The following is a 23111-nucleotide window of genomic DNA, read 5'->3' as shown; positions in this document are numbered from 1 at the left end:
GTGCTTGACGCAAGGTAAACTGTCGCAAGCGCGGCCGCGGGCGTGCAGGAGAATGCGGATTGGTGCAGGCCGAAGGTGCGGCGACGGATGTGTTGCGTGATTAGAGGTAGGGAGGGCAAAGCGACTTGTCCGCCGTAGCTCGAACAGCGGAGGCGGAAGCGTGCCCACCATGTCGCTCAACGGAGCTGAGATTGGAGTGATGAGCACGGCGCTTCGCGCCTTTTGCCCACCCCACGAGATCGAGTTTGTACGGACATCAAAGTGGTGCTCCGCTAATCCACCCTACGAAGTACGCCCGAGCTGCACGTTGCGGTCGACTGCGATCCATGTCGTCCTCGCCACGGCCAGCAATCTCCCGGATTCATTATGGAGCGCGGCCTCGGCCGTGCGCTTGCGGCCGTCGCGGCCGGTTGGCCAGGCGGTGATGATGCAGCCTTCGCCGGGGCGGGGCCGAGTCTCGATGCGGGCTGACATCCGTCCGAGCAGGAGCGGGGTCTTCTCGAAGCTGCCGTTCTGCTGATCAAAATTGCAGGCAAAGCCGGTGGGGCAATCGAGCGCGGACCAGAGGAATTCGGGTGCGATGAGGTCATCCTCGGTGGCCAGGTTCTGATCCGGCATCCAGGTCGCCGCGAGAACGGGAAGCTGTCCATGACGGCTGAGCGGGCCGGCGAAGATGCGCAGGCCGTCGCCTTTCGCTCTTGAGGGACCGCAGACGAAACAGTTCGGCAGCGGATGCTCGTGCGGCTTGAACAGCGCCAGCAATTCGGCTGCGCGTGCTTCCTGCAAACGGGCTGTCTCCACGCGCGCAAGCTCGACGCTCGTCGCGCGCCCGGTCGCGACGACCTTGGCGCCGTCGCGAAGCTCCCATGTGCCGTCGTCGGTCGCGATCGCATCGAGCGGTGTGTCCAGGGGAGGCGGTGCGCGCAGCGTCACCTCCGTGCCGCCGGAAATGTGGCGGGCCAGCCGGCCGCAGACATAGCCGCCGTTCCCGGAGTTCGGAGGACCGCAAAAGCGTTTGTCGATGTTGATCTCGGTCATCGGTTCTGTCCTCTCTTCCTCGTCGGGCGCAGTCTACCTGATCTTGAGGACAATGCGTCCCTGAACTGTCCGGTTGGCTATGGCGCGCATGGCGTCGCCGGCCTCCTCCAAAGGGAGGACGCGATCGATGTGCGGGCGGATTTTTCCGTCGGCCAGCAATTGCATCAGTGTGTCATTCATGCGCGCGGCCTCCGCGGAGAATTTCTCCGCCCAGGCGCCGACAAAGACGCCGATGATGGCGTAATTTTTCAGGAGAGGCAGGTTCATCGGGATCTGTGGAATCTCGCCGCTGGTGAAGCCGATCGGCATCAGCCGTCCGCCCCACTTCATCGATCGGGCTATCTGCTCGAAAATCGCGCCGCCGACGTTGTCGAGGCCGACATCGATGCCTTCTCCCGATGTGATCGACTTGATCCGGTCGCGCAGATCTTCGCTGCGATAGTTGACGACTTCGCTCGCCCCGCAACGCCGCACCAGGGCGGCCTTGTTGTCGGAGCCGACGCCGGCGACGACGCGCAGGCCGAGATGACGGCCGAGGTCGACGGCGGCAAGGCCAACCCCGCCGGCTGCGCCGGTGACGAACAGCGTTTCCCCGCGTTGCGCCCGTGCCCGCTCGACCAGCGCATAATAGGCCGTGCCATAATTGTGCAGCACCGTCGCCCCGGCTTCGAACGCGACGCCATCCGGCAGCCGCACGCTCTTCGATTCCTTCGCGATCATCCGTTCGGCGTAGCCTCCGGTCCAGGCACTGCACGCCACGCGATCGCCGGGGGCAAATGTCGTGACCTTGTCGCCGACCGCGACGACGACGCCGGAAGCTTCCGTGCCGGGCACGAAGGGCGTCGGCGGCCGCATCTGGTAGAGGCCCGAGACCAGCAACTGGTCCATGAAGCTCACGGACGCCGCATGGACGTCGATGAGGATCTCGTCGCCGGCAGGCCGCGGCGTAGCGATCTCACCGAGGCGCAGATCCGCAGGGCCAGTGAACGAATTGCACAGAACCGCTTTCATCGGGGCGCTCCGAAAATGCGCGGCAACAGCATCGGAACGCGCCGGCGATAGTCCTGATAGGTCGCGCCGAACTCGGCGATCAGGTCCCGCTCCTCGAACTGCAGGGCGACCAGGATGTAGGCCGTGTTCGCGATCGCGAACAGCAGATGGCCGGCGGTCATCTCGGGCGTCGCCCAGAACGCGAGCAGAAAGCCCAGCATGAGCGGATGCCGCACGATCTTGTAGAGCAGCGGCGTCCGGAAGGATTGACCTGATATCTCGGCTCCGCGTAACGCGACGAGAGCCTGGCGCAGGCCGAACAGATCGAAATGATCGATCATGTAGGTCGAGGCGAACGCGATCAGCCAGCCGAGCCAATGTACGCCGATCAGGAGCCACGCTGTAATTCCGCTGGCCTGCCAGATCGGCGTCGGGATCGGACGCCACTGCCAGAACAGCAGCAGGAGGATCAGGCTGGAGAGCAGCACATAGGTGCTGCGCTGGCAGGCGATGGGAAGGCTTCCCGCCCACCATCGCTTGAAGGCCGGGCGTGCCATGACGCTGTGCTGGATGGCAAACAGGCTCATCAGCAGCAGGTTGACGACGATGGCCTCACCCAAATTCGCAGGCGCGCCGACGTCGATCGACGTGTCGATTGACCTGGGCACGACATAATTGCCGACGAAACCGAGCGCGTAGAGGAATGAAGCCGTGAAGACGGCGTAGCTCACGATGGCGTAGAGCAGGATTGCGAGGCGCGCGAACATGGTTTTTCCTATTGTGCCGATGGCGGCGGTGCCGCATTCAGGAGCTTGAACCGCTCGCTGGCGGGCGGGCTCGATCTGGCCTGACTGCTATCGCTGGACCGTCCCCTGCGCGTCCCCCGGCGGCGCCGACCGGGGAGGGAGGATCTCCATGACGGCCTTTTCGCTTGTCACGTTCGGGTTCCCCGAGGTCCATGCCGACGACCGCCCGATCAAGCTGGCCTTACGCAAGGGGCTTGCGCTGCTGGTCTATCTCGCGGAAGCCAAAGGCCCCGTCGCGCGCGACGTCATTGCCACGCTGCTGTGGCCCGAGACTTCCCGCGAGACGGGCCTTGCACGATTGCGGCGTCTGCTTCACCGCGTCGAGCTCACGCTCGGCCAGGCGGTTTTCGAGACCGACCGCACAAGCTTGCGTTGGTCTCCGGAGGTCGAGTTGAAGATCGACTCGCATCAGTTCGAGCGCGCCTGCGATCGCGGCGACTTTGAAAAGGCCTGCCGGATTTATCGCGGAGACTTCCTGGCGGGCTTTTCTCCGGACGACTGTCCTGAGTTCGACGATTGGTCGTTCTTTCGCGGCGAGGCGCTGCGTGGGCGGCTCGTGCAGGCGCTCGAGCGTCTGGTGCAGGACAGGAATTCTGCCGGCGATCATCTCGCGGCGACACTGCATGCGGGCCGTCTGGTCGAGCTCGATCCGCTCAGCGAGGTGTATGGCCGGCATCTGATCCGCAGCCTGCTGCTGGCCGGCGACCGAAGCGCGGCGGAACGGCATCACGCCGCACTGGCGCAGCGGCTGCGCGACGAGCTTGGCGTCGCGCCGGAAGCCGAGACCGAAGCGCTCATGAGCCGCGCGGCCGCGCCGCTGCGCGATGCTCTTCCAGCGACACGCTACGTGAAGGGCGCCGGCGTGCATCTGGCCTATCAGACCTATGGCAGTGGTTCGCTCGACATCCTGGTCATGCCCGGCTTCGTGTCGCATGTGGAGCGCGCCTGGGAGAACCCTGCGAGCCGGACGTTTCTGGCCTCATTGATGAGGCTTGGGCGGCTGATCGTTTTCGACCGCCGTGGCATCGGGCTGTCCGACCGGGTGGGATCGGCCCCTGGCATCGACGTCACCGCGGAAGATATCGGCACCGTGCTACGGGCGGCGGACTCGCGCCGCGTCGTGCTGTTCGGCGCATCCGAATGCGGGCCGGCCTGCATCAAATTTGCGGTCGAGCAATCCCGCCATGTGGCCGGGCTCATCCTGTTCGGCGCACTGGCCAAGGGCTGCTGGTCGGAGGACTATCCGCACGCGCTGCGCGCCAGCCAGTATGACGCCTGGAGCAAGCACCTGATTGCGCAATGGGGCGGCCCGGTCGGGATCGAAGCCTTCGCGCCGAGCCTGGCCAATGATCCGCAGGCGCGCGCCTGGTGGGCCGGGCTGTTGCGCGCGGCGTCCAGTCCGGGCGGAATCTCCGCCGTGCTCGAGGCCTTTCGCGACGCCGACGTGCGACACCTTCTGGCGCGGATTGCGGTGCCGACGCTGGTGCTGCATCGGCGGGACGACAAGGCCGTGCGGATCGCGGCCGGGCGCGACATCGCGAGCCGGATCACCGGTGCGGAATTCGTCGAGCTCGACGGCAATGACCATTGGTTCTTTGCCGGCGACCAGCAGCCGGTGCTCGAGGCGATCAAGCGGTTCACGGAGGCTTTACCGCGTGAGGGGAGGTCGAGGCGGTGACGCCTCAAGCCTCATTTATTGGCACGTTTCGTGCCTCCCAAAGCGGCACAAACGACGTGACACGATGCCTGGCGAAGGGAGACCCCGACATGAAACGCGAAGACCTCACCGAAAAGCTGCTCGACATCAAGCGCGAGAACGGCTGGAGCTGGAAACACATCTGCGACAAGGTCGGCGGCTATTCCGAGGTGCTGATCGTCGGTGCGATTCTCGGCCAGATGAAGCTGACGAAACCGCAGGCCGCCAATGCCGGCGAGCTGTTCGGCCTGTCGAAGGCCGAGACCGCGATGCTCAACGAGGTGCCGATGCGCGGCACCGGCACGCCGATGCCACCGACCGATCCGCTGATCTATCGCTTCTACGAGATGGTGATGGTCAACGGTCCAGCGTGGAAGGCGCTGATCGAGGAGGAATTCGGCGACGGCATCATGTCGGCGATCGACTTCGACATGGCCATGGAACGCGTTGCCAACCCGAAGGGCGACCGCGTCAAGATCACCATGAGCGGCAAGTTTCTGCCGTACAAATATTACGGCGCCAGCGGCAATGTGCCGGAATACGGCTTCAAGGAGGGGTGAGGGACGCGAATGGCGAGCGAGTAGCGAATGGGGTTCATTCGCTACTCGCCGCTCCCTATTCGCCTATTTGCCCGCCTTCACCTCGGCCGCGGCCACGGCGATCAATTCGCTCATCTTGGCGCGAATCGCCTGTTCGGTGATGGCGACGTTCTTGGCGGCGAAATCGGCCATGACCTTGCGCAGGACGTCGGCATCGCCGGCCTCCTCGAAATCGGCCGCGACCACTTCCTTGGCGTAGGCGGTGGCGGCCTCGCCGGTGATGCCGAGCTTCTCGGCGGCCCACAGGCCGAGCAGCCGGTTGCGGCGGGCTTCCGCCTTGAATTTCTGCTCCTCGTCGAGGGCGAACTTCTTCTCGAAGCCTTCCTCGCGCTTGTCCAAACTGCTCATGCCTTTTTCCAATTCCCTGCTGACTGGATCCGGTGGCCATCGTTGCGACGGCCCCGGCGCATGCCTAGATAGGGGGCACGAATCGGCAAAACAACGAGCCGTTAAGCCGCAGGCAAGACGGTATAAGTTGATGCCGGGCGGCCGGATCGATTGTGCTGGGACGGCCAATCGGATAGGTTGCCTGAAGGCTTGGTTCCCGTTCTGTTTCCAAGGGGTTATAGACGGGTTCCCAGCCGTTCACGGCAGCTCCGCTGTGGGTCGTAACCTGGTAACCGGAGCACACCAAATACATGGATTTCAACAAAACACGGTACATCCCCATGAGCCGTCGGCGTCGTATTTATGAAGGCAAGGCAAAGGTTCTTTACGAAGGCCCGGAGCCCGGTACCCTGATCCAGCACTTCAAGGATGACGCCACCGCGTTCAATGCGAAAAAGCATCAGGTGATCGAGGGCAAGGGTGTCCTCAACAACCGGATCTCGGAGTACCTGTTTCAGCACCTCAACGACATCGGGGTGCCGACCCATTTCATCCGCCGCCTCAACATGCGCGAGCAGTTGATTCGCGAGGTCGAGATCGTGCCGCTGGAAGTGGTGGTGCGGAACGTTGCCGCCGGCTCGCTGTCGCAGCGCCTCGGCATCGAGGAGGGCACGCAGCTGCCCCGTTCGATCATCGAATTCTACTACAAGAACGACCAGCTCAACGACCCCATGGTGTCGGAAGAGCACATTACCGCGTTCGGCTGGGCCACCCCGCAGGAGATCGACGACATCATGGCGCTCGCCATCCGTGTCAACGACTTCCTCACCGGCCTCTTCCTCGGCATCGGCATCCGCCTCGTCGACTTCAAGATGGAGTGCGGCCGGCTGTTCGAGAACGAGATGATGCGGATCATCGTCGCCGACGAGATCTCGCCGGACAGCTGCCGTCTGTGGGACATCAAGTCGAACGAGAAGCTCGACAAGGACCGTTTCCGCAGGGACCTCGGCGGCCTGCTCGAGGCCTACACCGAAGTCGCAAAACGCCTCGGCATCCTCATGGAGAATGAGCGTCCGCAGGGCTCTGGCCCGGTGCTGGTGAAGAGCTAAGAGGGATTTGACGTGAAGGCACGTGTTACCGTTACCCTGAAAACGGGCATCCTCGATCCGCAGGGCAAGGCCATCGAAGGCGCGCTGAAGTCGCTCGGCGTCGACGGCGTCGCCAGCGTCCGCCAGGGCAAGGTGTTCGACATCGAGCTTGCCGGCGCCGACAAGGCCAAGGCCGAAGCGGCGCTGAAGGAGGCCGCCGACAAGCTCTTGGCGAACACCGTGATCGAGAACTATCGCGTCGAGATCGTCTAACCCGCGCGGCGCTTCACAGCCATCCGACGCGGTGGAAGCGCCAGTACAATGCGAGGCAGGCGAGCGCCATCATCCCCATGACGACGAAATAGCTGTACTCCCATTGCAGCTCGGGGATGTACTTGAAGTTCATCCCGTAGATGCCTGCGACTGCGGTGGGCACGGCGAGGATCGCCAGCCACGAGGCAAGCTTCTTCGACACCGCGGTCTCCTGCGCCTGTCCGACCAGCAGGCTCGCTTCGAAGGCGAAGGCCAGCACCTCGCGCATGGAATCGATGCGCTCCTGGATGTTCCTGACGTGGTCGGTGACGTCGCGGAACAGCGGCTGCATCGTCGCGCGCACCATCGCAAGCTCGTCATGCTCAAGGCGGCGGCAGACTTCCACCAGCGGGCCGATCGCGGTCCTGAGCCGCAACAGGTCGCGGCGCAGCATGTAGAGCCGCTCGATCTGCGCCTTGCTGATCGGCTTGGAGAGCACGTCGTCCTCGATGCCCTCGACCTCGTCGTGGATGCTCTCCAGCACGGGCGAGTAGTTGTCGACGATGAAATCGAGGATGGCGTAGAGGATGTAGTCCTCGCCGCGCGCGAGCGCCCGTGGGCAGCTTTCGCAGCGTTCGCGCACCGGCGTGTAGGACGTCGAGGCGCCATGGCGCACCGAGACCAGATAGCCTTCGCCGACGAAGATGTGCGTCTCGCCGAAGGCGATCCGGCCCTCGAGCAGTTGCGCCGTCCGCGCCACGATGAACAGGGCCTCGCCATATTGCTCGATCTTCGGTCGCTGATGGGCGTTGTTGGCGTCCTCGATGGCAAGGTCGTGCAGGTCGAACTGCTTCTGCACGGCGCCGAGCAGCGCCATGTCAGGTTCGTGGAGCCCGATCCATACCACGTGGCCGGGCTTGGCCCGCCAGCTCGAAGCCTCGCTGATGGCGATATTGGCGACACGCCGGCCGTCGACATAGGCGCCGGCAGCGATGACGCCCTGAGTGGACACCGGTTCGGAGAGGGAGGCGGGCAGCGACGGGACGTTCATGGCTTCAATCCCGGGCAAGATCGTCAGGCAAAAGTGCCGTGGCTATGGCCTGTGTACAAGGCCGCCCGGCGAGGCTAGCACTGGTAAAATCCCCGTCAAATGGCTATGTCTCCTGACGAATTGGCCCTTTGGCCAGCCCGATTCCCATCACCGTCGGAACCCGAACCATGAAAGCCGCCATCCTCGTCTTTCCCGGAATCAACCGCGAGCGCGACATGGCGCGCGCATTGAGGCTGATCTCCGGCAGCGAGCCCGCGATGGTCTGGCACGCCGAGACGTCGCTGCCCGCGGGCACCGACCTCGTCGTGGTGCCCGGCGGCTTCTCCTACGGCGACTATCTGCGCTGCGGCGCGATTGCGGCGCGGTCGCCGGTGATGGACGCGGTGCGCGACTATGCGGCCAAGGGCGGTCTCGTGCTCGGCGTCTGCAATGGTTTTCAGATCCTCTGCGAGTCCGGCCTGCTGCCCGGCGTCCTGATGCGCAACGCGCGGCTGAAGTTCATCTGTCACGACGTGCATCTGCGCGTCGAGCGCTCCGACACGCCGTTCACCCGCGGCTACAATGCCGGCCAGGTGATCCGCGTGCCCGTCGCCCATGGTGAGGGCAATTACGAGGCGGATGAAGAGACCATCAAGCGGCTCGAAGGCGAGGGGCGGGTGCTCTATCGCTACTGCTCCGCCGACGGCGTGGTCGACGAGGCCCACAACATCAACGGCGCGGCGGAATCCATCGCCGGAATCGTCAATGACAGGGGCAACGTGCTCGGCATGATGCCGCACCCGGAGAACCACGTCGAAGACATCATGGGCTGCACCGACGGCCGCGGCCTGTTCGCCGGTCTCACTGCCCATCTGGAAAAGGCCGCGTGATCTCGTTCGTGGCGAAGCGGGCTCTCGCCGCGATCGCGGCGCTGTCGCTCGCGACATTTTCACTCGCGACCGCAGCCTTCGCGCAGGATTTCCCCAAGCGCCCGATCACGATGATCGTGCCGTTCGCGGCCGGCGGCACGTCGGACGTGATCGCGCGCACGGTCGCCGAGCAGATGGGCATCGCGCTCGGCCAGACCATCGTGATCGAGAACGTCGCCGGCGCCGGCGGCTCGACCGCGCTGGCGCGCGCCTCCCGCGCCGAGCCTGACGGCTACACCATCGCTATCGGCAACGCCGGCACCAACGCCGCGACCTACACGATCTATCCAAAACTGCCGTTCACGCCTGAATCCTTCGTCCCGATCGCCATGGTCGCGAAGACGTTCGGCATCATCGCGCTGCGCAAGGATTTCCCGGCGAAGGACCTGAAAGAGTTCATCGCCTACGCCAAGGCCAACCCGGGCAAGATCAATCTCGGCCACGCCGGTGTCGGCTCGTCGAATTACCTCATTTGCAAGAGCTTCGTGACGGCCGCCGGCATCGACGCGACGCTGGTCGGCTATCGCGGCGCATCGCCCGCGCTGACGGATGCGATCGGCAGCCAGATCGACGGCGTCTGCGATGCTGCGGCCTCCGTCTCGCAGTCGATCAACGAGAAGCTGGTGCGGGGCCTCGTGGTCGGCTCGACCGTGCGGCTGGCCACGCTGCCCGATCTGCCGACGTCTGCCGAGGCGGGCCTGCCGGACTTCGAGGCGCAGGGCTGGAATGGCCTGTTCGCACCCAAGGGCACGCCGCAGGCCGTCATCGCCAAGCTGAATGCAGCCGCGCGCACCGCCGTGGAAACCGACGCGGTGAAGAAGCGTTTTGCCGAGCTCTCGACCGTCGCGCCCGACCCCGACGAGCACACGCCCGAGGTGCTGCAGAAGCTCGTGACGCGCGACGTCGAGAAGTACCGCAAGATGCTGGCCGACGACGCCAAGTAGCAGCCGCCCAAACCATAGCGGTTTTGGGCTTGCTGTCTCATGAACCTGCATCGCGTTTGAGACGACTGACTCCTCGTCGCCATCAAGGCGCGTGAGTCCGGGGTCGCTGATTTCCGCGCGGATGGAAGCAACTCAAAGTTGTTTCGCCGCGCGAGTTGCGATATCAGGAAGCGTGCGCTGTCGTTGTGCTCCCGGATGTCACATGCCCGTCGCTTTGGTCGTTCTGCTGCTCGATATCACACTGATTTATCACGCGTCGCGAACCGGGCGGTTGCAGCCCTGGGCCTTCATCATCCTGATGGTGCCGCTGATCGGCGCGCTCGCCTACATCGCGGTCGAGCTCGTCCCCGAATGGTTTTCCAGCCCCGGTGCGCGACAGGCGCGTCAGCGCGTTGCCAATCGGCTCGATCCGGAGAAGCGTTATCGCGAGCTGTGCGACCGGCTGGCGGCCACCGACACCATCGCCAACCGTGCGGCGCTGGCCGAGGAATGCGCGAAGGTCGGCCGCTTCAGCGAGGCCGAGCAGCATTACGGTCACATCCTGAGCCTGCCGATGGGCCACGACCCCGCTTATGCCTTCGGCAAGGCGCAGGCCGAGTTTTCCGCCAAGCGTCCGGCCGATGCGCTGGCGACGCTGGACGATCTTCAGAAGCAATGGCCGGACTTCGATTCCGCCGACGCGCATCTGCTCTACGCCCGCGCGCTCGCCGAGGTCGGCCGGCTCGACGAGGCGCTGGAGGAATATCACGCCGTCGCCGGCTATTTCCCCGGCGCCGAGGCGCGGGTGCGCTACGGCATGCTGCTCCAGATGGTCGGCCGCAGCGCCGAGGCGCGCGTGGTCTTCAACGAGCTCCTGATCCAGATGCGGCGCGCGCCCAAATATCTGCGCGACGCCCAGGCCGATTGGCTCTCGATCGCCGAGAAGCAGATTTCGACCTGAGCGGTCTTATTGTTTGAGCATGATCTTATCGGAAAACTGCTGCGCACTTTTCCGGATCATGCCTTGCGCAGCTTCAGCCGTTCCGCCGGCACCGTCATCGCAGCGACGCCGGCCATGACCAGCAGCAGTCCCAGCGCGAGGTTCGACGGCACGCTCTCGCCGAGCAGCAGCACGGACAATCCGACGCCGATCGGAATGCGCAGATAGCCTTGTGCGTTCGTGGTCAGCGTGCCGAGCCGGCCGAGGCAGACGTAGAACAGCATCAATCCCAGCGCGCTGGAGACGATGCCCATGACGATGGTGGCGACGATCGCCGTCGGCGTCGGGTGCAGCGTCCAGGGCTGGTCGATGATCAGCGAGGGCGGCAGCAGCACGAGGCCGCCGAACAGCAGCGAGCCGGTCGCCACCACCATCGGATCGTATTCGGAGAGCCGCAGGCCAAAGATCGTCGCGCAGGCAAAGGAGATGGTGGCGAGCAGGATCGCGATCTCGGCAATGATCTCGCTGCCGAAGCCGCGTAGCGCGTCGAGACCGACGATGGCGATGGTGCCGGCGAGGCCGAGAATTGCGCCCGCGAACTTCAGCAGTGTCGCCGGCTCGTGCCGTGTGATCAGCGACGTGATCAGGAAGGCGAAAATCGGCGTCGTCGAGGCCAGCACCACCGTGTTCGAGGCCGGGACATATTGCTGCGACCAGGTGATGACCAGGAACGGAAAGGTCGAGTTGATCAGCTGCTGGGTCGCGAACAGCTTCCAGGCCTTCGCATCCGTCGGGAGTTTGAGGCCGCGCATCCACAGGATGGCAAACAGGAAGGCGAACGCGATCAGCGAGCGCGCCGAGATGAAGGTGATGGGCGGGATCGTGGGAAGCGCGAGCTTCGCCAGCGGATAGGTCGAGCTCCAGCAGCAGGCGAGCGCGAACAGCAGCGCATAGTCGCGCCAGTTGCGCGCACCGGTGGCGATGATGGATGGCGACGATGATGCGGCGGCCGCCGTGCGGCCCGACGATGTGCTCTGCGGCACCTTGTTCCTGCTCCCCCGCGCCAACGCGCTTGTCGCAAGTCTGGGCGAGGGGGCGCGAAAAGTGAAGGCGTCGAGCTATGCGTTTGGCTGGAGTGCGGGCTTCCGCTTCACCCGCTTGATCGTGCCGGAGAAGGTAAACAGCGGCCGCCCGGCCGAGGTCAGCTTGCCCCGCAGGAAGATCAGCGAGCCGCCGGCGCGGGACACTTCGCCGACGCATTCGACCAGCTCGCCCTCGCGGGCCGCGTCGAGGAAATCACAGGCGAAATTCGTCGTCACGGCCGGGCCATCCAGCTCATGGGTGGCGATCGCGAACAGGCAATAGTCGGCGAAGGCCATGAAGCAGCCGCCATGGACGTTCCCGGAGCCGTTGAGGTGCTTTTTCTCGACCCGGAACGCCGAGCGGACGCTGCCGTCGTCCTCGATTTTGTGCCAGAACGGGCCGATATGGCTCTCAAAACTGTCGCGAACCCAGGTCCGCCAGCCCGTGAACTCGCCATCGGTGGCGACGTGCAGGTCCGGGCGGCGGGTGGAGGGGACTTTGGTCAATTCGTGCAAGGAAATGGGCCTTCAATTACGGGTCTTTAGTCCTTAAATCCGATCCGTCAGCGCCTTGCAATTCCCGTTCCCGCCGACCGCCTGCCCGCAAAACGTGGGACAGTGGGAAAATGCGCCATAAAGGGCTTTTCGTAGGCCCCCGATCTTCCTAAGAACGGCAAAACGCCGCCGAAAGCCCCGAATCCATGAAGAACGAACCCAAGATCACCCCCGAACTGGTTGCCGCCCACGGGCTCAAGCCCGACGAGTACGAGCGCATCCTGAAGCTGATCGGGCGGGAGCCGACCTTCACCGAGCTCGGCATCTTCTCGGCGATGTGGAACGAGCACTGCTCGTACAAATCCTCGCGCATCCATCTGCGCGGCCTGCCGACCAAGGCGCCCTGGGTGATCCAGGGCCCCGGCGAGAATGCCGGCGTGATCGACATCGGCGACGGCCAGGCCGTGGTCTTCAAGATGGAGAGCCACAACCACCCGAGCTACATCGAGCCCTATCAGGGCGCGACCACCGGCGTCGGCGGCATTCTGCGCGACGTCTTCACCATGGGCGCGCGTCCTATCGCCTGCCTCAATGCGCTGAGCTTCGGCGCGCCCGAGCATGCCAGGACGCGGCATCTCGTCTCCGGCGTCGTCGCCGGCGTCGGCGGCTATGGCAATTCCTTCGGCGTGCCGACGGTCGGCGGCCAGGTGCGCTTTCACACCCGCTATGACGGCAACATCCTCGTCAACGCAATGGCGGTCGGCCTCGCCGATGCCGACAAGATTTTCTATGCTGCCGCCTCCGGCGTGAACATGCCGATCGTCTATCTCGGCTCCAAGACCGGCCGCGATGGCATTCACGGTGCCTCGATGGCCTCGGCGGAGTTCGACGACAAGTCCGAGGAGAAGCGCCCGACCGTGCAGGTCGGCGATCCCTTCGCCGAAAAACTGCTGCTCGAGGCCTGCCTCGAGATTATGGAGAAGGGCTGCGTCATCGCCATCCAGGACATGGGCGCGGCGGGCCTGACCTGCTCGGCGGTCGAGATGGGCGCCAAGGGCGACCTCGGCGTCGACCTCGATCTCGACGCGGTGCCGACGCGCGAGACCGGCATGAGCGCCTACGAGATGATGCTCTCGGAGAGCCAGGAGCGCATGCTCATGGTGCTCAAGCCCGAGAAGGAAAAGGAAGCCGAGGCGATCTTCAAGAAGTGGGGCCTCGACTTCGCCGTGGTCGGCTACACCACGCCGAGCAAGCGCTTTGTCGTCAAGCATGGCGGCGACGTCATGGCCGATCTGCCGATCAAGGAGCTCGGCGACGAGGCGCCGCTCTATGACCGCCCGCATAGTCCCTCTGCCGCGCTGCCGGTCGTGCACGCGCGCGAGGTGCCGGCGCCGATGGGCGTCGGTGCCGCGCTGGAGAAGCTGATCGGCACGCCCGACATGTGCAGCAAGCGCTGGGTCTGGGAGCAATACGACCACGTCATCCTCGGCAACACCTTGCAGCGTCCCGGCGGCGACGCCGCCGTCGTGCGCATTGAGGACGGACCAAAGGGGCTGGCGCTGACCGTCGACGTCACGCCGCGCTATTGCGAGGCCGATCCGCTCGAGGGCGGCAAGCAGGCGGTGGCGGAAGCCTGGCGCAACATCACCGCGGTCGGCGGCAAGCCGCTCGCGATCACCGACAATCTCAATTTCGGCAACCCTGAACGGCCCGAGATCATGGGCCAGTTCGTCGGCTGCCTGAAGGGCATCTCGGAAGCCTGCCGCACGCTGGACTTCCCGGTCGTGTCCGGCAACGTCTCGCTCTACAACGAGACCAACGGCCGCGCGATCCTGCCGACACCTTCGATCGGCGGCGTTGGCCTGCTCGACGATTTCACCAAGTCCGCTTCACTGGCCTTCAAGGCCGAGGGCGAGGCGATCCTCCTGGTCGGCGAAACCCACGGCTGGCTCGGCCAGTCGGTCTACCTGCGCGACATCTGCGGTCGCGAGGAGGGCGCGCCGCCGCCGGTCGATCTCGCCGCCGAGAAGCGCAACGGCGACTGCGTGCGCGGCATGATCCATGCCGGCACCGCGACCGCGGTGCACGATCTCTCCGACGGTGGCCTCCTGATCGCGCTCGCCGAGATGGCAATGGCGAACGGCATCGGCGCAAAACTGCTCGCGGCGCCGGCGGCGCTCGTGCCGCAGGCCTATTGGTTCGGCGAGGACCAGGCGCGCTATCTCGTCACCGTGCCGGAAACGGAAGCCGGCCGCGTGCTGGCCAAGATGCGTGGCTGCGAGGTGCCCTGCGTGCGCATCGGCACCACCGGCGGCGATGCGATCGCGATCGCGGGCGAGGCGCCAGTGTCGATCGATAGCCTGCGGAAATCGTTCGAGCGCTGGCTGCCGGAATATATGAGCGGGAAGGCGGCGTAAGGCGCCGCCACACACTCCGTCATTGCGAGCGCAGCGAAGCAATCCAGAGTCTCACCGTTGAGGCAGTCTGGATTGCTTCGTCGCAAGAGCTCCTCGCAATGACGGGTGGAGAGACCTCGGCTTCACAAAACGTGTGACGCGCCCGGAATCCTCCGCAACATTGCCGTCAGTCCCCAGCTCAGCATCACCGTGAGCACGAAGCCGATCGCGGCCTTGAAGATCGCAGGCCACGAATAGTCGAACAGCACATACTGGATCCACAGCGCGATCGGGTAGTGCACCAGGAACATGCCGTAGGCGTCCGCCTGCATGCGGTCGAGCAGGTTCGGCCCCGGCGACTTCTGGTGCAGGAAGAAGGCGAGGATCGCGAGCAGGATCGCGGCCGAGAACAGCACGACGAACGTGCCGTAGATCGCCTGATACCAGTCCGGCAGCACGTTGGGATTCCCGAGGATTGCGCGCTTGATGTAGATCATGCACCACATCAGGCAGTAGGGGACCAGCGTGGCGATCACCCATATCCATCGGTTCTTCGGCAACTGGCCCTCGGCGCTGAGGATACCGCGATCGAAGTTGGCGGCACCGACGCTGACGCCAATGAAGAAATAGGCGAAGTAGAGCAGGACGCGGCTCGCCTGCACCGAAAACGGTCCGAACTCGAACCATTTGTTGGCCCCGAAATGGACCAGCGCGGGCACGTAGACGACGGCAGTGACGACGGCGAGCAGCAGCCAGAACACGGCCGGCTGGTCAAAACCGCGCAGCGAAACGCGGTTGACCGGATCGACCAGGTGGGCTGAGACCCGGTAGAGCAGGCTCGCGGTCAGGTCGAACGCCAGCAGCACCCACACGAACCAGATCGGCCCGCTCGGCCACGGCCCGACGGTGATCGTCTTCCACCAGAACGAAGCGAAGGTCAGCTCGGGATCGTGCCGCAGCGCGATCGCGTAATAGGCGATCGGGATGACCGTGAAGGCCGCGATCACGAACGGCAGCCCGAGCCGCAACAGGCGGTCGCGCAGGAAAACCTGTGGCGCCTTGCGCGCGATGCCGGACCACGTGAACAGTCCCGACAGGAAGAAGAACATCGCCATGAAGAAGCTGTCGGTGCAGAGCACGACGACGTCGAAGCCGATCCAGGACGCCGGGTCGGTGTGACCGAAATAGGTGTAGGGAATGACGGCGTGGTGCAGCAGCACCACCAGCGTGAGGAAGGTGCGGGTCCGATCGAGCGACAGATTGCGCGTCTTGGCTTTCGGCGCGGCGTGCGCCTCCGCGCCGATCGTCGCGGAATGTGACATCGTCATCATGGTCGCCCCGATTGCGCTCCTGCCCTGGCCGGACTGTGCCGCCGGGAACCGGATTCAGCAAGCGCCGTTTGTGCCGCGCCTTGCCCGCGGAGCGCCCTCAGGAACCAGTTCCGCGCAGCGAAGTTAGCGTTCGCGAATAGGTTGAGGGCCGCACGTGCGGCATTTTAGTCGGAGTTGGTTATGACGATCCTGAAATGGGCGCTGATCTTTCTCCTGGTCTCGATCGTGGCCGGCGTGCTCGGCTTCACCGGCCTCTCGGCCGCCTCGGCCGATGTCGCTCGCTTCCTGTTCTATATATTCGTCGTGATCTTCCTGGTGCTGCTGGTACTGGGGCTCACGATCTTCAGGGCGTAGCCGGGCTGCCGGTCGAATCGCGGGGGCCGGCCCTCAATTGCCTGCGAATGGCATGACGCGGGCCATCAGCTCGGCCAGGAACTCATCAGGACGATCGAACGGAATGAAATGATCGCCGCCGCGAACCCACACAAATTCCTTATGCGGGGCCGTGATCTCCTTGAAATATTGCTCGGCGGGTTCGCCCGGCGTCACGCCGTCCGCGTCGCCCTCGATGAAGAACATGGGGATCGAAGATCTGAATCCCATCGAGGCCATGTCGCTCTGAAACATCGGCCCGTTCCGTCCGGTCAGATATTTGGCCGAGAAGGCGACGCCCTTGCGCCAGTTGTACAAGTCGAGCAGCGAGACATCCGGCATGAAGAGCGGCGGGATGGGGCCGGCGAACTGGAAGCCACCGGCGGGCGGCAGACCCAGCGCGTTGCTCCATTTGTCCGCAATCAGGCGATTTTCCGGGGTGAGGGCCGGCTGTGAAGCGATCGGCGCCAATTCCGCCAGGGCTTCGGGATTGTTGGCGGATGCCGCAAGCCGTTGCAGGCGCGCGATCGTGAGCTCGAATGCCTTCTCGAAGGTCGTCCTGCCAACCACCTGGCCCGTGCCGACATAGGCCGAGAACAGGTCCGGGCGTTGCTTCACCATGTGAATTCCCAGGAACGAGCCCCACGAATGCCCGACCAGGACGATCCTGTCCTTGTGCAGATGCGTGCGCAGATGCTCGGCCAGCTCGACGCCATCCTGCGTCATGCGCTCCAGTGTCATGGTTGGCGCCAGCGTGTCTCCGGCGGCGCCATACGTGCGGCCGGTGCCGCGCTGGTCCCATTGCACGATGGTGAAGTGCTTTTCCCAGGGGCGCCAACCCGACGACATTGGCCAGCTGGACCCTCCGGGCCCGCCGTGGACGAACAGGAGGACCGGGTTATCCCGATCCTCGCCGCGGATTTGAATCCATTGCTTGATTCCGCCGATGTCGACGAACCCTCCCTCCTGCACGCCCTTTGGTGAGCGGATCGCGAGGGTTTCGGCAGCAAGATGCTGGCGATAGGCGCGAAAACCCAGTCCGGCGGCGGCCACCACGATGAGGATACCGGCCACGCCCAGCAACCAGACCTCAATCAGTCTTGCGGCTTTGCGCGGCATCTTGAGCCTTGTGTCGACTGAGAGGAAGCGACCTGCGATCGCCTCCGGCGCGACGAGCCTACCCCACTTCCTCGATCTTCACCTTGTCCGGATAGAAGGCCAGATGGCCGGAAATCTCCGTCATCGCGGGGAAGGGCGTCTCATAGGTCCAGATCGCGTTGTCTAGCGTCTTGCCGTCGGCCTTGACGCTGTAATAGCTCGCGTCCCCTTTGTAGGGGCAATGGGTGACGCGGTCGGTGCGCTCCAGCACCGCCATGTTGGCGTCCTCCCGCGGCACATATTGCACCGCCGGATATTTGGCCTCCTTCAAGATCAGTGCCTTGCTGGTCTCGGCGATCACGATGTCGCCGGCCGTGACGCGGACGCGTCGGGGATTTTGGGTAATGGTGATGGGGTGGTCGGGCCCTGGAAGCTTCATGATTTCACGCCTTTTCGATCAATCTTGCGCGCGCGGCACTTTGTCGTGCCTTTATCCGGATGGGATCAGGGATATAGTGCCGGAATGCGTGACGTAGAAGGCCGTTCACGCTAAGTTTGGCCCTGCCGGTCCGGGGACCCCGGCAAGCGATTCGAAGCCGAGACAGGAGCAAGACCCGAATGCCCATGGACGCCCACGATATCGAGGCGATGATCAAGGCAGCGATCCCCGATGCCGAGGTGACGATCCGTGACCTCGCCGGCGATGGCGACCACTATGCCGCGACCGTGATCTCGGAATCCTTCCGCGGCAAGTCCCGCGTTCAGCAGCACCAGATCGTCTATCAGTCCCTGCAAGGCCAGATGGGCGGCGTGCTGCATGCGCTGGCGCTGCAAACCGGGGTACCCGGGGCCTGATCTGATCGCGTGACGGGGGGATGACGATGGCTGCGGACAATCCTCGCGGCGCGATGTTTCGCGTCATCGCTCCGAACCAGCACAGCCGCGTCACCAATGCCGAGCTGTTCTTCGACCTCGTCTTCGTCTTCGCCGTCACGCAGGTCTCGCACACGCTGCTGCACCATTTCACCCCGCTCGGCGCGGTGCACGTCACGGTGCTGTTCCTCGCGGTGTGGTGGGTGTGGGTCTACACCGCCTGGGTCACCAACTGGCTCAATCCCGAGCTGACCCCGGTCCGCATCCTGATCTTCCTGATGATGCTGGGCGGCCTCGTGCTGTCGACGACGATCCCGACCGCGTTCGAGGGGCGAGGCCTGTGGTTTGCGATCGCCTACGCGACCATGCAGGTCGGACGCACCGCCTTCTGGCTGTTCGCGACCCCGCGCCATCGAACGGCCGTCCGGCACAACGCGATCCGCATTCTGGTCTGGCTCTGCGGCTCCGCGATCTTCTGGATCCTCGGCGGTCTCGCCCATGACGAGGCGCGGCTGTGGTTCTGGATCGCGGCGCTCGCGATCGAATACATCTCGCCCGCGGTGCGTTTCTGGGTCCCGAAGCTCGGCTTCTCGTCGGTCGAGGCCTGGGCCGTCGAGGGCGGCCACATGGCGGAGCGCTGCGCCGGCTTCATCATCATCGCACTCGGTGAGGCCGTCGTCGTCAACGGTGCCACCTTTGCCGAGCTGGAGTGGACCGCAGATAATATTTTGGCCTTCGTCTCAGCGCTGGCCGGGGCCATCGCGATGTGGTGGGTCTATTTCCACAAGGGCGCCGAGGCCGGCTCCGAGCGCATCTCGAAGTCCGCGGAATCCGGCCGGCTGGCGCGGCTCGCCTACACCTATCTGCACATGCCGATCGTCGCCGGCATCATCCTGACCGCGGTGTCGGACGAGCTGGTGCTGAAGCATCCGACCGGCCATTCCGATATCAGGATCATCGTGAGCACGGTCGGTGGTCCCCTGGTGTTCCTGGTCGGCACCATCCTGTTCAAGCACGCGATCCGCGGCTTCCTCCAGCTCTCCCACGGCATCGGCATCATCCTGCTACTGGTGCTGTGGTGGTTCGCCGCCGATCTCTCGCCGCTCTGGCTGTCGGTCGCGTCGACCGTGATCATGATCGTGGTCGCAATGTGGGAGTCGATGTCGCTGGGGTCGAAGCCGGAGGAGGCAGAGCAGCATTGAATTTGGAGCGGTCTGAGCGAGCGCCTCGTCCTTCGAGACGACCGCTGCGCGGTCTCCTCAGGATGAGGCTAATCGGCATAGGCACCCGTTGAAACTGTTGCCGCGCGCTCCGTCCTCATCCTGAGGAGCCCGCCGAAGGCGGGCGTCTCGAAGGATGTGCCGCAGGAAACCGCTCTCAGATTCAACGGAGCACTTACTCCGCCGCCTCCAGCGCGTGCACCGAAAACATCTTCGCCGCGTCCGTCCAGCTTTCGCGCACCCGCCAGCCCGCGCCCTGCGCCAGCGCAGCAAAACGCTCGAGGCTGTATTTGTAGCTGTTCTCGGTGTGGATGCTCTCGCCGGGGCGGAACGAGAAGCTGGTGCCGAGCAGGCGCACGGTCTGGCTCTTCTTGCTGATCAGGTGCATCTCGATCCGGTGCCGCTCGCGGTTGTAGATCGCGCGATGGGTGAACGCGGACAGGTCGAAATTGCCGCCGAGCTCGCGGTTGATGCGCACGAGCACATTGAGGTTGAAGCGGGCGGTGACGCCGGCGGCATCGTTGTAGGCGTCGTGGAGGACGCGCTCTTCCTTCTCGAGGTCGGCGCCGATGATCATCTGCGCGCCCTTGCCCAGGATCTTGCGGGCGCTCTTCAGGAAGGCCTGCGCCTCATGCGGCTCGAAATTTCCGATGGTCGAGCCGGGGAAGAAGCCGACCTTGGGCATCGATGCGACTGCCTTGGGCAACTCGAACGGCGTGGTGAAGTCGGCCGCCACCGGATAGATGCCGAGCGTCGGGAAGTCTCGCTTCAGGCCGTTCGCCTGCGCCTTCAGGAAGTCGCCGGAGATATCGACGGGCACATAGGCCGCGAACTTGCAGTGATCGAGCAGCAGGCGGACTTTTGTGGTTGCTCCGGCGCCAAACTCGACCAGCGCCGCATGCTGCGGAATGATCTTCGCGATCTCGCTGCCGCGCTCCTTCAGGATCGCAAGCTCGGTGCGCGTCGGGTAATATTCCGGCAGGCGCGTGATTGCCTCGAACAGCTCCGAGCCGGTCGCGTCGTAGAAATATTTCGGCGACAGCTTTTTCGGCTGCTGCGAGAGGTCCTCGATGGCCTCGCGGGCGAAAGCGGTGGTCTGCTCGTCGGGGAGATGGGCTTCGGCCAAAGCGCTGGCGTGCACATTCATGATACTCTCCTGAACGCGCTGTCCGGCGCGCATTTATCGTCGGATGAAAACTAGACGTAATCGGCGAGCCGCAGTCCGGTGAACTGCCAGCGATGGTGCGGATAGAAGAAATTGCGATAGGTAATACGGCTGTGGCCCTCGGGAGTTGCAAGCGAGGAGCCGCGCAGCACCAGTTGGTTGATCATGAACTTGCCGTTGTACTCCCCGAGCGCGCCTTCGATGGCGCGGTAGCCGGGGTAGGGCGAATATGAAGAACGCGTCCACTGCCAGACGATGCCGAAGGCGTCGTTGAGCTGGCCGGCACGCGCAGCAACCTCCCATTCCATCTCGGTCGGCAGATGCTTTCCGGCCCAGCGCGCAAACGCATCGGCCTCGTAATAGCTGACGTGGCAGACCGGCGCGTCCGGATCGACCGGCTTGAGGCCGGCGAGCGTCATCGTGTGCCACTGGCCGTCGATCTCGCGCCAATGGCCGGGGGCGTCCCAGCCTTCGTTGTTGACGGTGGCAAAGCCGTCCATCAGCCACAGCGTTGCGGTCCGGTAGCCACCGTCGCGCATGAAGGCGAGCCACTCGGCGTTGGTGACGAGGTTGCGTGCGACCCTGACCGGACCGACGAGGGCGCGATGTGCCGGCTTCTCGTTGTCGAAATGAAAACTGTCGTCGACATGACCGACGGTGTGGATACCCTCGTTCAGCGTCAGCCAATCCTCCCCCGCGCGTGTCGAAGCCGGGAAGCGCCAGTCCGGATCATAGGCCGGCGGGATCGGGTTCTGCGCGAAGGCATGCAGGATGTCGGTGAACATCAATTCCTGATGCTGCTGCTCGTGATTGAGCCCGACCTCGACCAGCGGCGCGATCTCGCGAAGCTTGTCCGGGCCGACCTCGCGGAAGAATTTGACGACGGCCGCATCGACATATGTTCGATAAGCGCCGACCTGATCGGCGCTGGGGCGGGTGATGTCGCCGCGGTGATTGCGGGAATGACGCGGGCCGGCGCTGACGTAATAAGAATTGAACAGGAAAGCGAAATCAGGGTGGAAGGGCCGGTAGCCGGGACAGTGCTCGCCGAGCAGAAATTGCTCCCAGAACCAGGTGGTATGGGCCCGATGCCATTTCGTGGGGCTCGCATCCGGCATGGATTGAATCTGCTGGTCTTCAGGCGACAGCGGCGCGGCCCGGCGCTCGGTCTCGTTGCGGACGGCGAGAAACGCCTCTTCCAGCCCCTGGGCGAGGCCGCGCGGGTCGGCCGACGGTGACGAAAGCGGCGGGGTGGCCGTAGCGGAGGCTTGTTTCGTCACGTTTTTCTCCAGACAGGACAAGAGAACGTTGTTGGCGTTGCCCGGTTCCAAAACCTGGGTTCGTCCTAGATAGGGGCTCCGTTACGGTATGAAAGTCCTCCCCGGCGATGATATTCGTGGCATCATGTAATGGGGCCGGCGTGGCCTGGACCGGCCCCAAGGGGCTGTTCGCCGCCATTTTACTTTGGATGCACAACGGTTTGGGCTACATATATAGGCAGGTATCGGGTTAAATCGGCTGGGCCGGCCCGAGGGAATCGTTGAGGGCTCCGCCCCGGAAGGACATGGATATGAGCATCGAGGAATTCATCGCCAACGAAGTGAAGTCGAACGACGTGGTTCTGTTTATGAAGGGTACGCCGCAATTTCCGCAGTGCGGTTTCTCCGGCCAGGTCGTCCAGATCCTCGACCACATCGGCGTTGGTTATAAGGGCCTCAACGTCCTCGAATCCGCCGAACTGCGTAACGGCATCAAGGAATATTCGAACTGGCCGACCATTCCGCAGCTCTATGTGAAGGGCGAGTTCGTCGGCGGCTGCGACATCATCCGTGAGATGTTCCAGGCCGGCGAACTGCAGCAGCTGCTCTCCGAGAAGGGCGTCGCCGTCGCGGCCTGACACGTGACCCAGCTGACGCGCCGCATTGGCGGCGCCGAGCTCGAGGTTATCGTCGCTGACATCACGACACTCGGCGTTGACGCCATCGTCAACGCCGCAAATTCGTCTCTCCTTGGCGGAGGCGGCGTTGATGGCGCAATCCACGACGCTGCCGGTCCCGAGCTTCTGGCCGAGTGCCGGACGCTCGGGGGATGTCCGACCGGCGATGCCAAGATCACGAAGGGCTACCGTCTGCGCGCGCGACATGTGATCCACGCAGTCGGCCCCGTCTGGCACGGCGGCAGCCGCGGCGAGGCGGATTCGCTGCGTTCCTGTTATCGCCGTGCGCTTGAGCTCTCCCAGGCCAATAGACTGAACTCTCTAGCCTTCTCCGCGATCTCGACCGGGGTATATCGCTTTCCGGCCGACCAGGCCGCGAAGATTGCGGTCCACACGACCATTGAAGCCCTGCCGGCTACGCCGCTGGTCACCCACGTCATATTCTGTTGTTTCTCGGAGACAAGCGCCGCGCTCCACACGGACGTTCTGGCGCGGTACAGCAGCCCTTGTGCCTGATGACGTGGT

25 protein-coding genes are annotated in these 23111 nt (G+C 64.3%); 13 read left to right on the top strand and 12 right to left on the bottom strand.

Features of this window, described 5'->3' with window-relative positions:
• Positions 1-282 precede the first annotated feature (282 nt).
• From ABIB95_RS09500 to mddA, 3 genes are read right to left on the bottom strand one after another with little or no spacing between them, the layout of a single operon-like run.
• Complete coding sequence (locus ABIB95_RS09500; protein ID WP_354238902.1) at positions 283-1038, bottom strand: hotdog family protein; 756 nt, start codon at positions 1036-1038, stop codon at positions 283-285.
• A 33-nt stretch (positions 1039-1071) separates the two neighbouring features.
• Positions 1072-2049, bottom strand: coding sequence for an NADPH:quinone oxidoreductase family protein (locus ABIB95_RS09495; protein WP_354238900.1), 978 nt, complete (start codon positions 2047-2049; stop codon positions 1072-1074).
• Positions 2046-2795: a methanethiol S-methyltransferase gene (gene mddA / locus ABIB95_RS09490; protein ID WP_354238898.1), complete on the bottom strand. Its 750-nt coding sequence runs from the start codon at positions 2793-2795 to the stop codon at positions 2046-2048. Before mddA ends, ABIB95_RS09495 begins: the two co-directional genes overlap by 4 nt.
• 148 nt (positions 2796-2943) lie before the next feature.
• On the opposite strand from mddA, the gene ABIB95_RS09485 reads away from it, so the two are divergent.
• Positions 2944-4512, top strand: coding sequence for a bifunctional AfsR/SARP family transcriptional regulator/alpha/beta hydrolase (locus ABIB95_RS09485; protein ID WP_354238896.1), 1569 nt, complete (start codon positions 2944-2946; stop codon positions 4510-4512).
• An 89-nt stretch (positions 4513-4601) separates the two neighbouring features.
• Positions 4602-5090: a cyanase gene (cynS, locus tag ABIB95_RS09480; protein ID WP_014494123.1), complete on the top strand. Its 489-nt coding sequence runs from the start codon at positions 4602-4604 to the stop codon at positions 5088-5090.
• A 63-nt stretch (positions 5091-5153) separates the two neighbouring features.
• Here the strand turns inward: cynS and ABIB95_RS09475 are convergent, their stop codons facing one another.
• Positions 5154-5477 carry a DUF1476 domain-containing protein gene (locus ABIB95_RS09475; protein ID WP_014494124.1) on the bottom strand — a complete coding sequence of 108 codons (324 nt, stop codon included), beginning with the start codon at positions 5475-5477 and terminating at the stop codon, positions 5154-5156.
• Between the two features lie 320 nt (positions 5478-5797).
• Here ABIB95_RS09475 and purC point away from each other — a divergent pair, with 320 nt between their 5' ends.
• Positions 5798-6565 (top strand): phosphoribosylaminoimidazolesuccinocarboxamide synthase, encoded by a 768-nt coding sequence (gene purC, locus ABIB95_RS09470; RefSeq protein ID WP_173015815.1) that lies wholly within the window; start codon positions 5798-5800, stop codon positions 6563-6565.
• A 12-nt stretch (positions 6566-6577) separates the two neighbouring features.
• Complete coding sequence (gene purS, locus ABIB95_RS09465) at positions 6578-6817, top strand: phosphoribosylformylglycinamidine synthase subunit PurS (RefSeq protein WP_014494125.1); 240 nt, start codon at positions 6578-6580, stop codon at positions 6815-6817.
• 13 nt (positions 6818-6830) lie between these two features.
• Here purS and ABIB95_RS09460 read toward each other — a convergent pair whose 3' ends face one another.
• Positions 6831-7847: a magnesium and cobalt transport protein CorA gene (locus ABIB95_RS09460; RefSeq protein ID WP_354238893.1), complete on the bottom strand. Its 1017-nt coding sequence runs from the start codon at positions 7845-7847 to the stop codon at positions 6831-6833.
• Between the two features lie 167 nt (positions 7848-8014).
• Here ABIB95_RS09460 and purQ point away from each other — a divergent pair, with 167 nt between their 5' ends.
• The 3 genes from purQ to ABIB95_RS09445 all read left to right on the top strand — a co-directional run bounded on the left by purQ (position 8015) and on the right by ABIB95_RS09445 (position 10639).
• Positions 8015-8716, top strand: coding sequence for a phosphoribosylformylglycinamidine synthase subunit PurQ (gene purQ / locus ABIB95_RS09455; protein ID WP_166342514.1), 702 nt, complete (start codon positions 8015-8017; stop codon positions 8714-8716).
• Positions 8713-9699, top strand: a complete 987-nt coding sequence (locus tag ABIB95_RS09450) for a tripartite tricarboxylate transporter substrate binding protein BugD (protein ID WP_354238891.1) — start codon at positions 8713-8715, stop codon at positions 9697-9699. The genes purQ and ABIB95_RS09450 overlap by 4 nt, the downstream gene beginning before the upstream one ends.
• A 202-nt stretch (positions 9700-9901) precedes the next feature.
• Positions 9902-10639, top strand: a complete 738-nt coding sequence (locus ABIB95_RS09445) for a tetratricopeptide repeat protein (RefSeq protein WP_063982362.1) — start codon at positions 9902-9904, stop codon at positions 10637-10639.
• Between the two features lie 56 nt (positions 10640-10695).
• Here the strand turns inward: ABIB95_RS09445 and ABIB95_RS09440 are convergent, their stop codons facing one another.
• Positions 10696-11661 carry a DMT family transporter gene (locus tag ABIB95_RS09440; protein WP_354238888.1) on the bottom strand — a complete coding sequence of 322 codons (966 nt, stop codon included), beginning with the start codon at positions 11659-11661 and terminating at the stop codon, positions 10696-10698.
• A 75-nt stretch (positions 11662-11736) separates the two neighbouring features.
• On the bottom strand, positions 11737-12216 hold the full coding sequence (locus tag ABIB95_RS09435; RefSeq protein ID WP_063982364.1) for a PaaI family thioesterase: 480 nt from the start codon (positions 12214-12216) through the stop codon (positions 11737-11739).
• Positions 12217-12401: 185 nt separating this feature from the next.
• Here ABIB95_RS09435 and purL point away from each other — a divergent pair, with 185 nt between their 5' ends.
• On the top strand, positions 12402-14612 hold the full coding sequence (gene purL / locus ABIB95_RS09430; protein WP_354238886.1) for a phosphoribosylformylglycinamidine synthase subunit PurL: 2211 nt from the start codon (positions 12402-12404) through the stop codon (positions 14610-14612).
• A 122-nt stretch (positions 14613-14734) separates the two neighbouring features.
• Here the strand turns inward: purL and ABIB95_RS09425 are convergent, their stop codons facing one another.
• A complete protein-coding gene (locus ABIB95_RS09425) occupies positions 14735-15922 on the bottom strand; it encodes an acyltransferase family protein (protein ID WP_354238884.1) in 1188 nt (395 codons plus the stop codon).
• A 180-nt stretch (positions 15923-16102) separates the two neighbouring features.
• On the opposite strand from ABIB95_RS09425, the gene ABIB95_RS09420 reads away from it, so the two are divergent.
• Positions 16103-16276 carry a DUF1328 domain-containing protein gene (locus ABIB95_RS09420; RefSeq protein WP_212487347.1) on the top strand — a complete coding sequence of 58 codons (174 nt, stop codon included), beginning with the start codon at positions 16103-16105 and terminating at the stop codon, positions 16274-16276.
• A 33-nt stretch (positions 16277-16309) separates the two neighbouring features.
• Here ABIB95_RS09420 and ABIB95_RS09415 read toward each other — a convergent pair whose 3' ends face one another.
• Together ABIB95_RS09415 and ABIB95_RS09410 are read right to left on the bottom strand one after the other, a co-directional pair.
• Positions 16310-17413 carry an alpha/beta fold hydrolase gene (locus tag ABIB95_RS09415; protein ID WP_354238881.1) on the bottom strand — a complete coding sequence of 368 codons (1104 nt, stop codon included), beginning with the start codon at positions 17411-17413 and terminating at the stop codon, positions 16310-16312.
• A 58-nt stretch (positions 17414-17471) separates the two neighbouring features.
• Complete coding sequence (locus tag ABIB95_RS09410) at positions 17472-17831, bottom strand: DUF427 domain-containing protein (RefSeq protein WP_085404300.1); 360 nt, start codon at positions 17829-17831, stop codon at positions 17472-17474.
• A gap of 179 nt (positions 17832-18010) precedes the next feature.
• Here ABIB95_RS09410 and ABIB95_RS09405 point away from each other — a divergent pair, with 179 nt between their 5' ends.
• Positions 18011-18247: a BolA/IbaG family iron-sulfur metabolism protein gene (locus ABIB95_RS09405; protein ID WP_028147489.1), complete on the top strand. Its 237-nt coding sequence runs from the start codon at positions 18011-18013 to the stop codon at positions 18245-18247.
• Positions 18248-18273: 26 nt separating this feature from the next.
• Positions 18274-19467 carry a low temperature requirement protein A gene (locus ABIB95_RS09400; protein WP_354238879.1) on the top strand — a complete coding sequence of 398 codons (1194 nt, stop codon included), beginning with the start codon at positions 18274-18276 and terminating at the stop codon, positions 19465-19467.
• A 193-nt stretch (positions 19468-19660) separates the two neighbouring features.
• On the opposite strand, the gene egtD is transcribed toward ABIB95_RS09400, so the two are convergent.
• Positions 19661-20632: an L-histidine N(alpha)-methyltransferase gene (gene egtD / locus ABIB95_RS09395; RefSeq protein WP_166091232.1), complete on the bottom strand. Its 972-nt coding sequence runs from the start codon at positions 20630-20632 to the stop codon at positions 19661-19663.
• 50 nt (positions 20633-20682) lie between these two features.
• Positions 20683-21981: an ergothioneine biosynthesis protein EgtB gene (gene egtB / locus ABIB95_RS09390; protein ID WP_354238877.1), complete on the bottom strand. Its 1299-nt coding sequence runs from the start codon at positions 21979-21981 to the stop codon at positions 20683-20685.
• A gap of 239 nt (positions 21982-22220) precedes the next feature.
• Between egtB and grxD the strand changes: the two genes are divergently transcribed.
• Complete coding sequence (gene grxD, locus ABIB95_RS09385; protein ID WP_175618047.1) at positions 22221-22547, top strand: Grx4 family monothiol glutaredoxin; 327 nt, start codon at positions 22221-22223, stop codon at positions 22545-22547.
• Positions 22548-22550: 3 nt separating this feature from the next.
• Positions 22551-23102, top strand: coding sequence for an O-acetyl-ADP-ribose deacetylase (locus ABIB95_RS09380; RefSeq protein ID WP_208072079.1), 552 nt, complete (start codon positions 22551-22553; stop codon positions 23100-23102).
• Positions 23103-23111: the final 9 nt, after the last annotated feature.

This window comes from Bradyrhizobium sp. LA2.1 (assembly GCF_040547725.1).
GTDB classification, from domain to species: domain Bacteria; phylum Pseudomonadota; class Alphaproteobacteria; order Rhizobiales; family Xanthobacteraceae; genus Bradyrhizobium; species Bradyrhizobium barranii.
This window is presented reverse-complemented; position numbering and strand designations above follow the sequence as displayed.

What these genes read in the sequence shown, in the direction of transcription:
- ABIB95_RS09445 (WP_063982362.1), top strand. Translation starts at nt 9,902, where the DNA reads ATGCCCGTCGCTTTGGTCGTTCTGCTGCTCGATATCACACTGATTTAT.
- ABIB95_RS09475 (WP_014494124.1), bottom strand. Translation starts at nt 5,477, where the DNA reads ATGAGCAGTTTGGACAAGCGCGAGGAAGGCTTCGAGAAGAAGTTCGCC.
- ABIB95_RS09495 (WP_354238900.1), bottom strand. Translation starts at nt 2,049, where the DNA reads ATGAAAGCGGTTCTGTGCAATTCGTTCACTGGCCCTGCGGATCTGCGC.
- ABIB95_RS09415 (WP_354238881.1), bottom strand. Translation starts at nt 17,413, where the DNA reads ATGCCGCGCAAAGCCGCAAGACTGATTGAGGTCTGGTTGCTGGGCGTG.
- ABIB95_RS09400 (WP_354238879.1), top strand. Translation starts at nt 18,274, where the DNA reads ATGGCTGCGGACAATCCTCGCGGCGCGATGTTTCGCGTCATCGCTCCG.
- ABIB95_RS09425 (WP_354238884.1), bottom strand. Translation starts at nt 15,922, where the DNA reads ATGATGACGATGTCACATTCCGCGACGATCGGCGCGGAGGCGCACGCC.
- grxD (WP_175618047.1), top strand. Translation starts at nt 22,221, where the DNA reads ATGAGCATCGAGGAATTCATCGCCAACGAAGTGAAGTCGAACGACGTG.
- ABIB95_RS09405 (WP_028147489.1), top strand. Translation starts at nt 18,011, where the DNA reads ATGCCCATGGACGCCCACGATATCGAGGCGATGATCAAGGCAGCGATC.
- cynS (WP_014494123.1), top strand. Translation starts at nt 4,602, where the DNA reads ATGAAACGCGAAGACCTCACCGAAAAGCTGCTCGACATCAAGCGCGAG.
- ABIB95_RS09420 (WP_212487347.1), top strand. Translation starts at nt 16,103, where the DNA reads ATGACGATCCTGAAATGGGCGCTGATCTTTCTCCTGGTCTCGATCGTG.
- ABIB95_RS09460 (WP_354238893.1), bottom strand. Translation starts at nt 7,847, where the DNA reads ATGAACGTCCCGTCGCTGCCCGCCTCCCTCTCCGAACCGGTGTCCACT.
- ABIB95_RS09485 (WP_354238896.1), top strand. Translation starts at nt 2,944, where the DNA reads ATGACGGCCTTTTCGCTTGTCACGTTCGGGTTCCCCGAGGTCCATGCC.
- purQ (WP_166342514.1), top strand. Translation starts at nt 8,015, where the DNA reads ATGAAAGCCGCCATCCTCGTCTTTCCCGGAATCAACCGCGAGCGCGAC.
- ABIB95_RS09500 (WP_354238902.1), bottom strand. Translation starts at nt 1,038, where the DNA reads ATGACCGAGATCAACATCGACAAACGCTTTTGCGGTCCTCCGAACTCC.
- mddA (WP_354238898.1), bottom strand. Translation starts at nt 2,795, where the DNA reads ATGTTCGCGCGCCTCGCAATCCTGCTCTACGCCATCGTGAGCTACGCC.
- ABIB95_RS09410 (WP_085404300.1), bottom strand. Translation starts at nt 17,831, where the DNA reads ATGAAGCTTCCAGGGCCCGACCACCCCATCACCATTACCCAAAATCCC.
- purL (WP_354238886.1), top strand. Translation starts at nt 12,402, where the DNA reads ATGAAGAACGAACCCAAGATCACCCCCGAACTGGTTGCCGCCCACGGG.
- egtD (WP_166091232.1), bottom strand. Translation starts at nt 20,632, where the DNA reads ATGAATGTGCACGCCAGCGCTTTGGCCGAAGCCCATCTCCCCGACGAG.
- purC (WP_173015815.1), top strand. Translation starts at nt 5,798, where the DNA reads ATGAGCCGTCGGCGTCGTATTTATGAAGGCAAGGCAAAGGTTCTTTAC.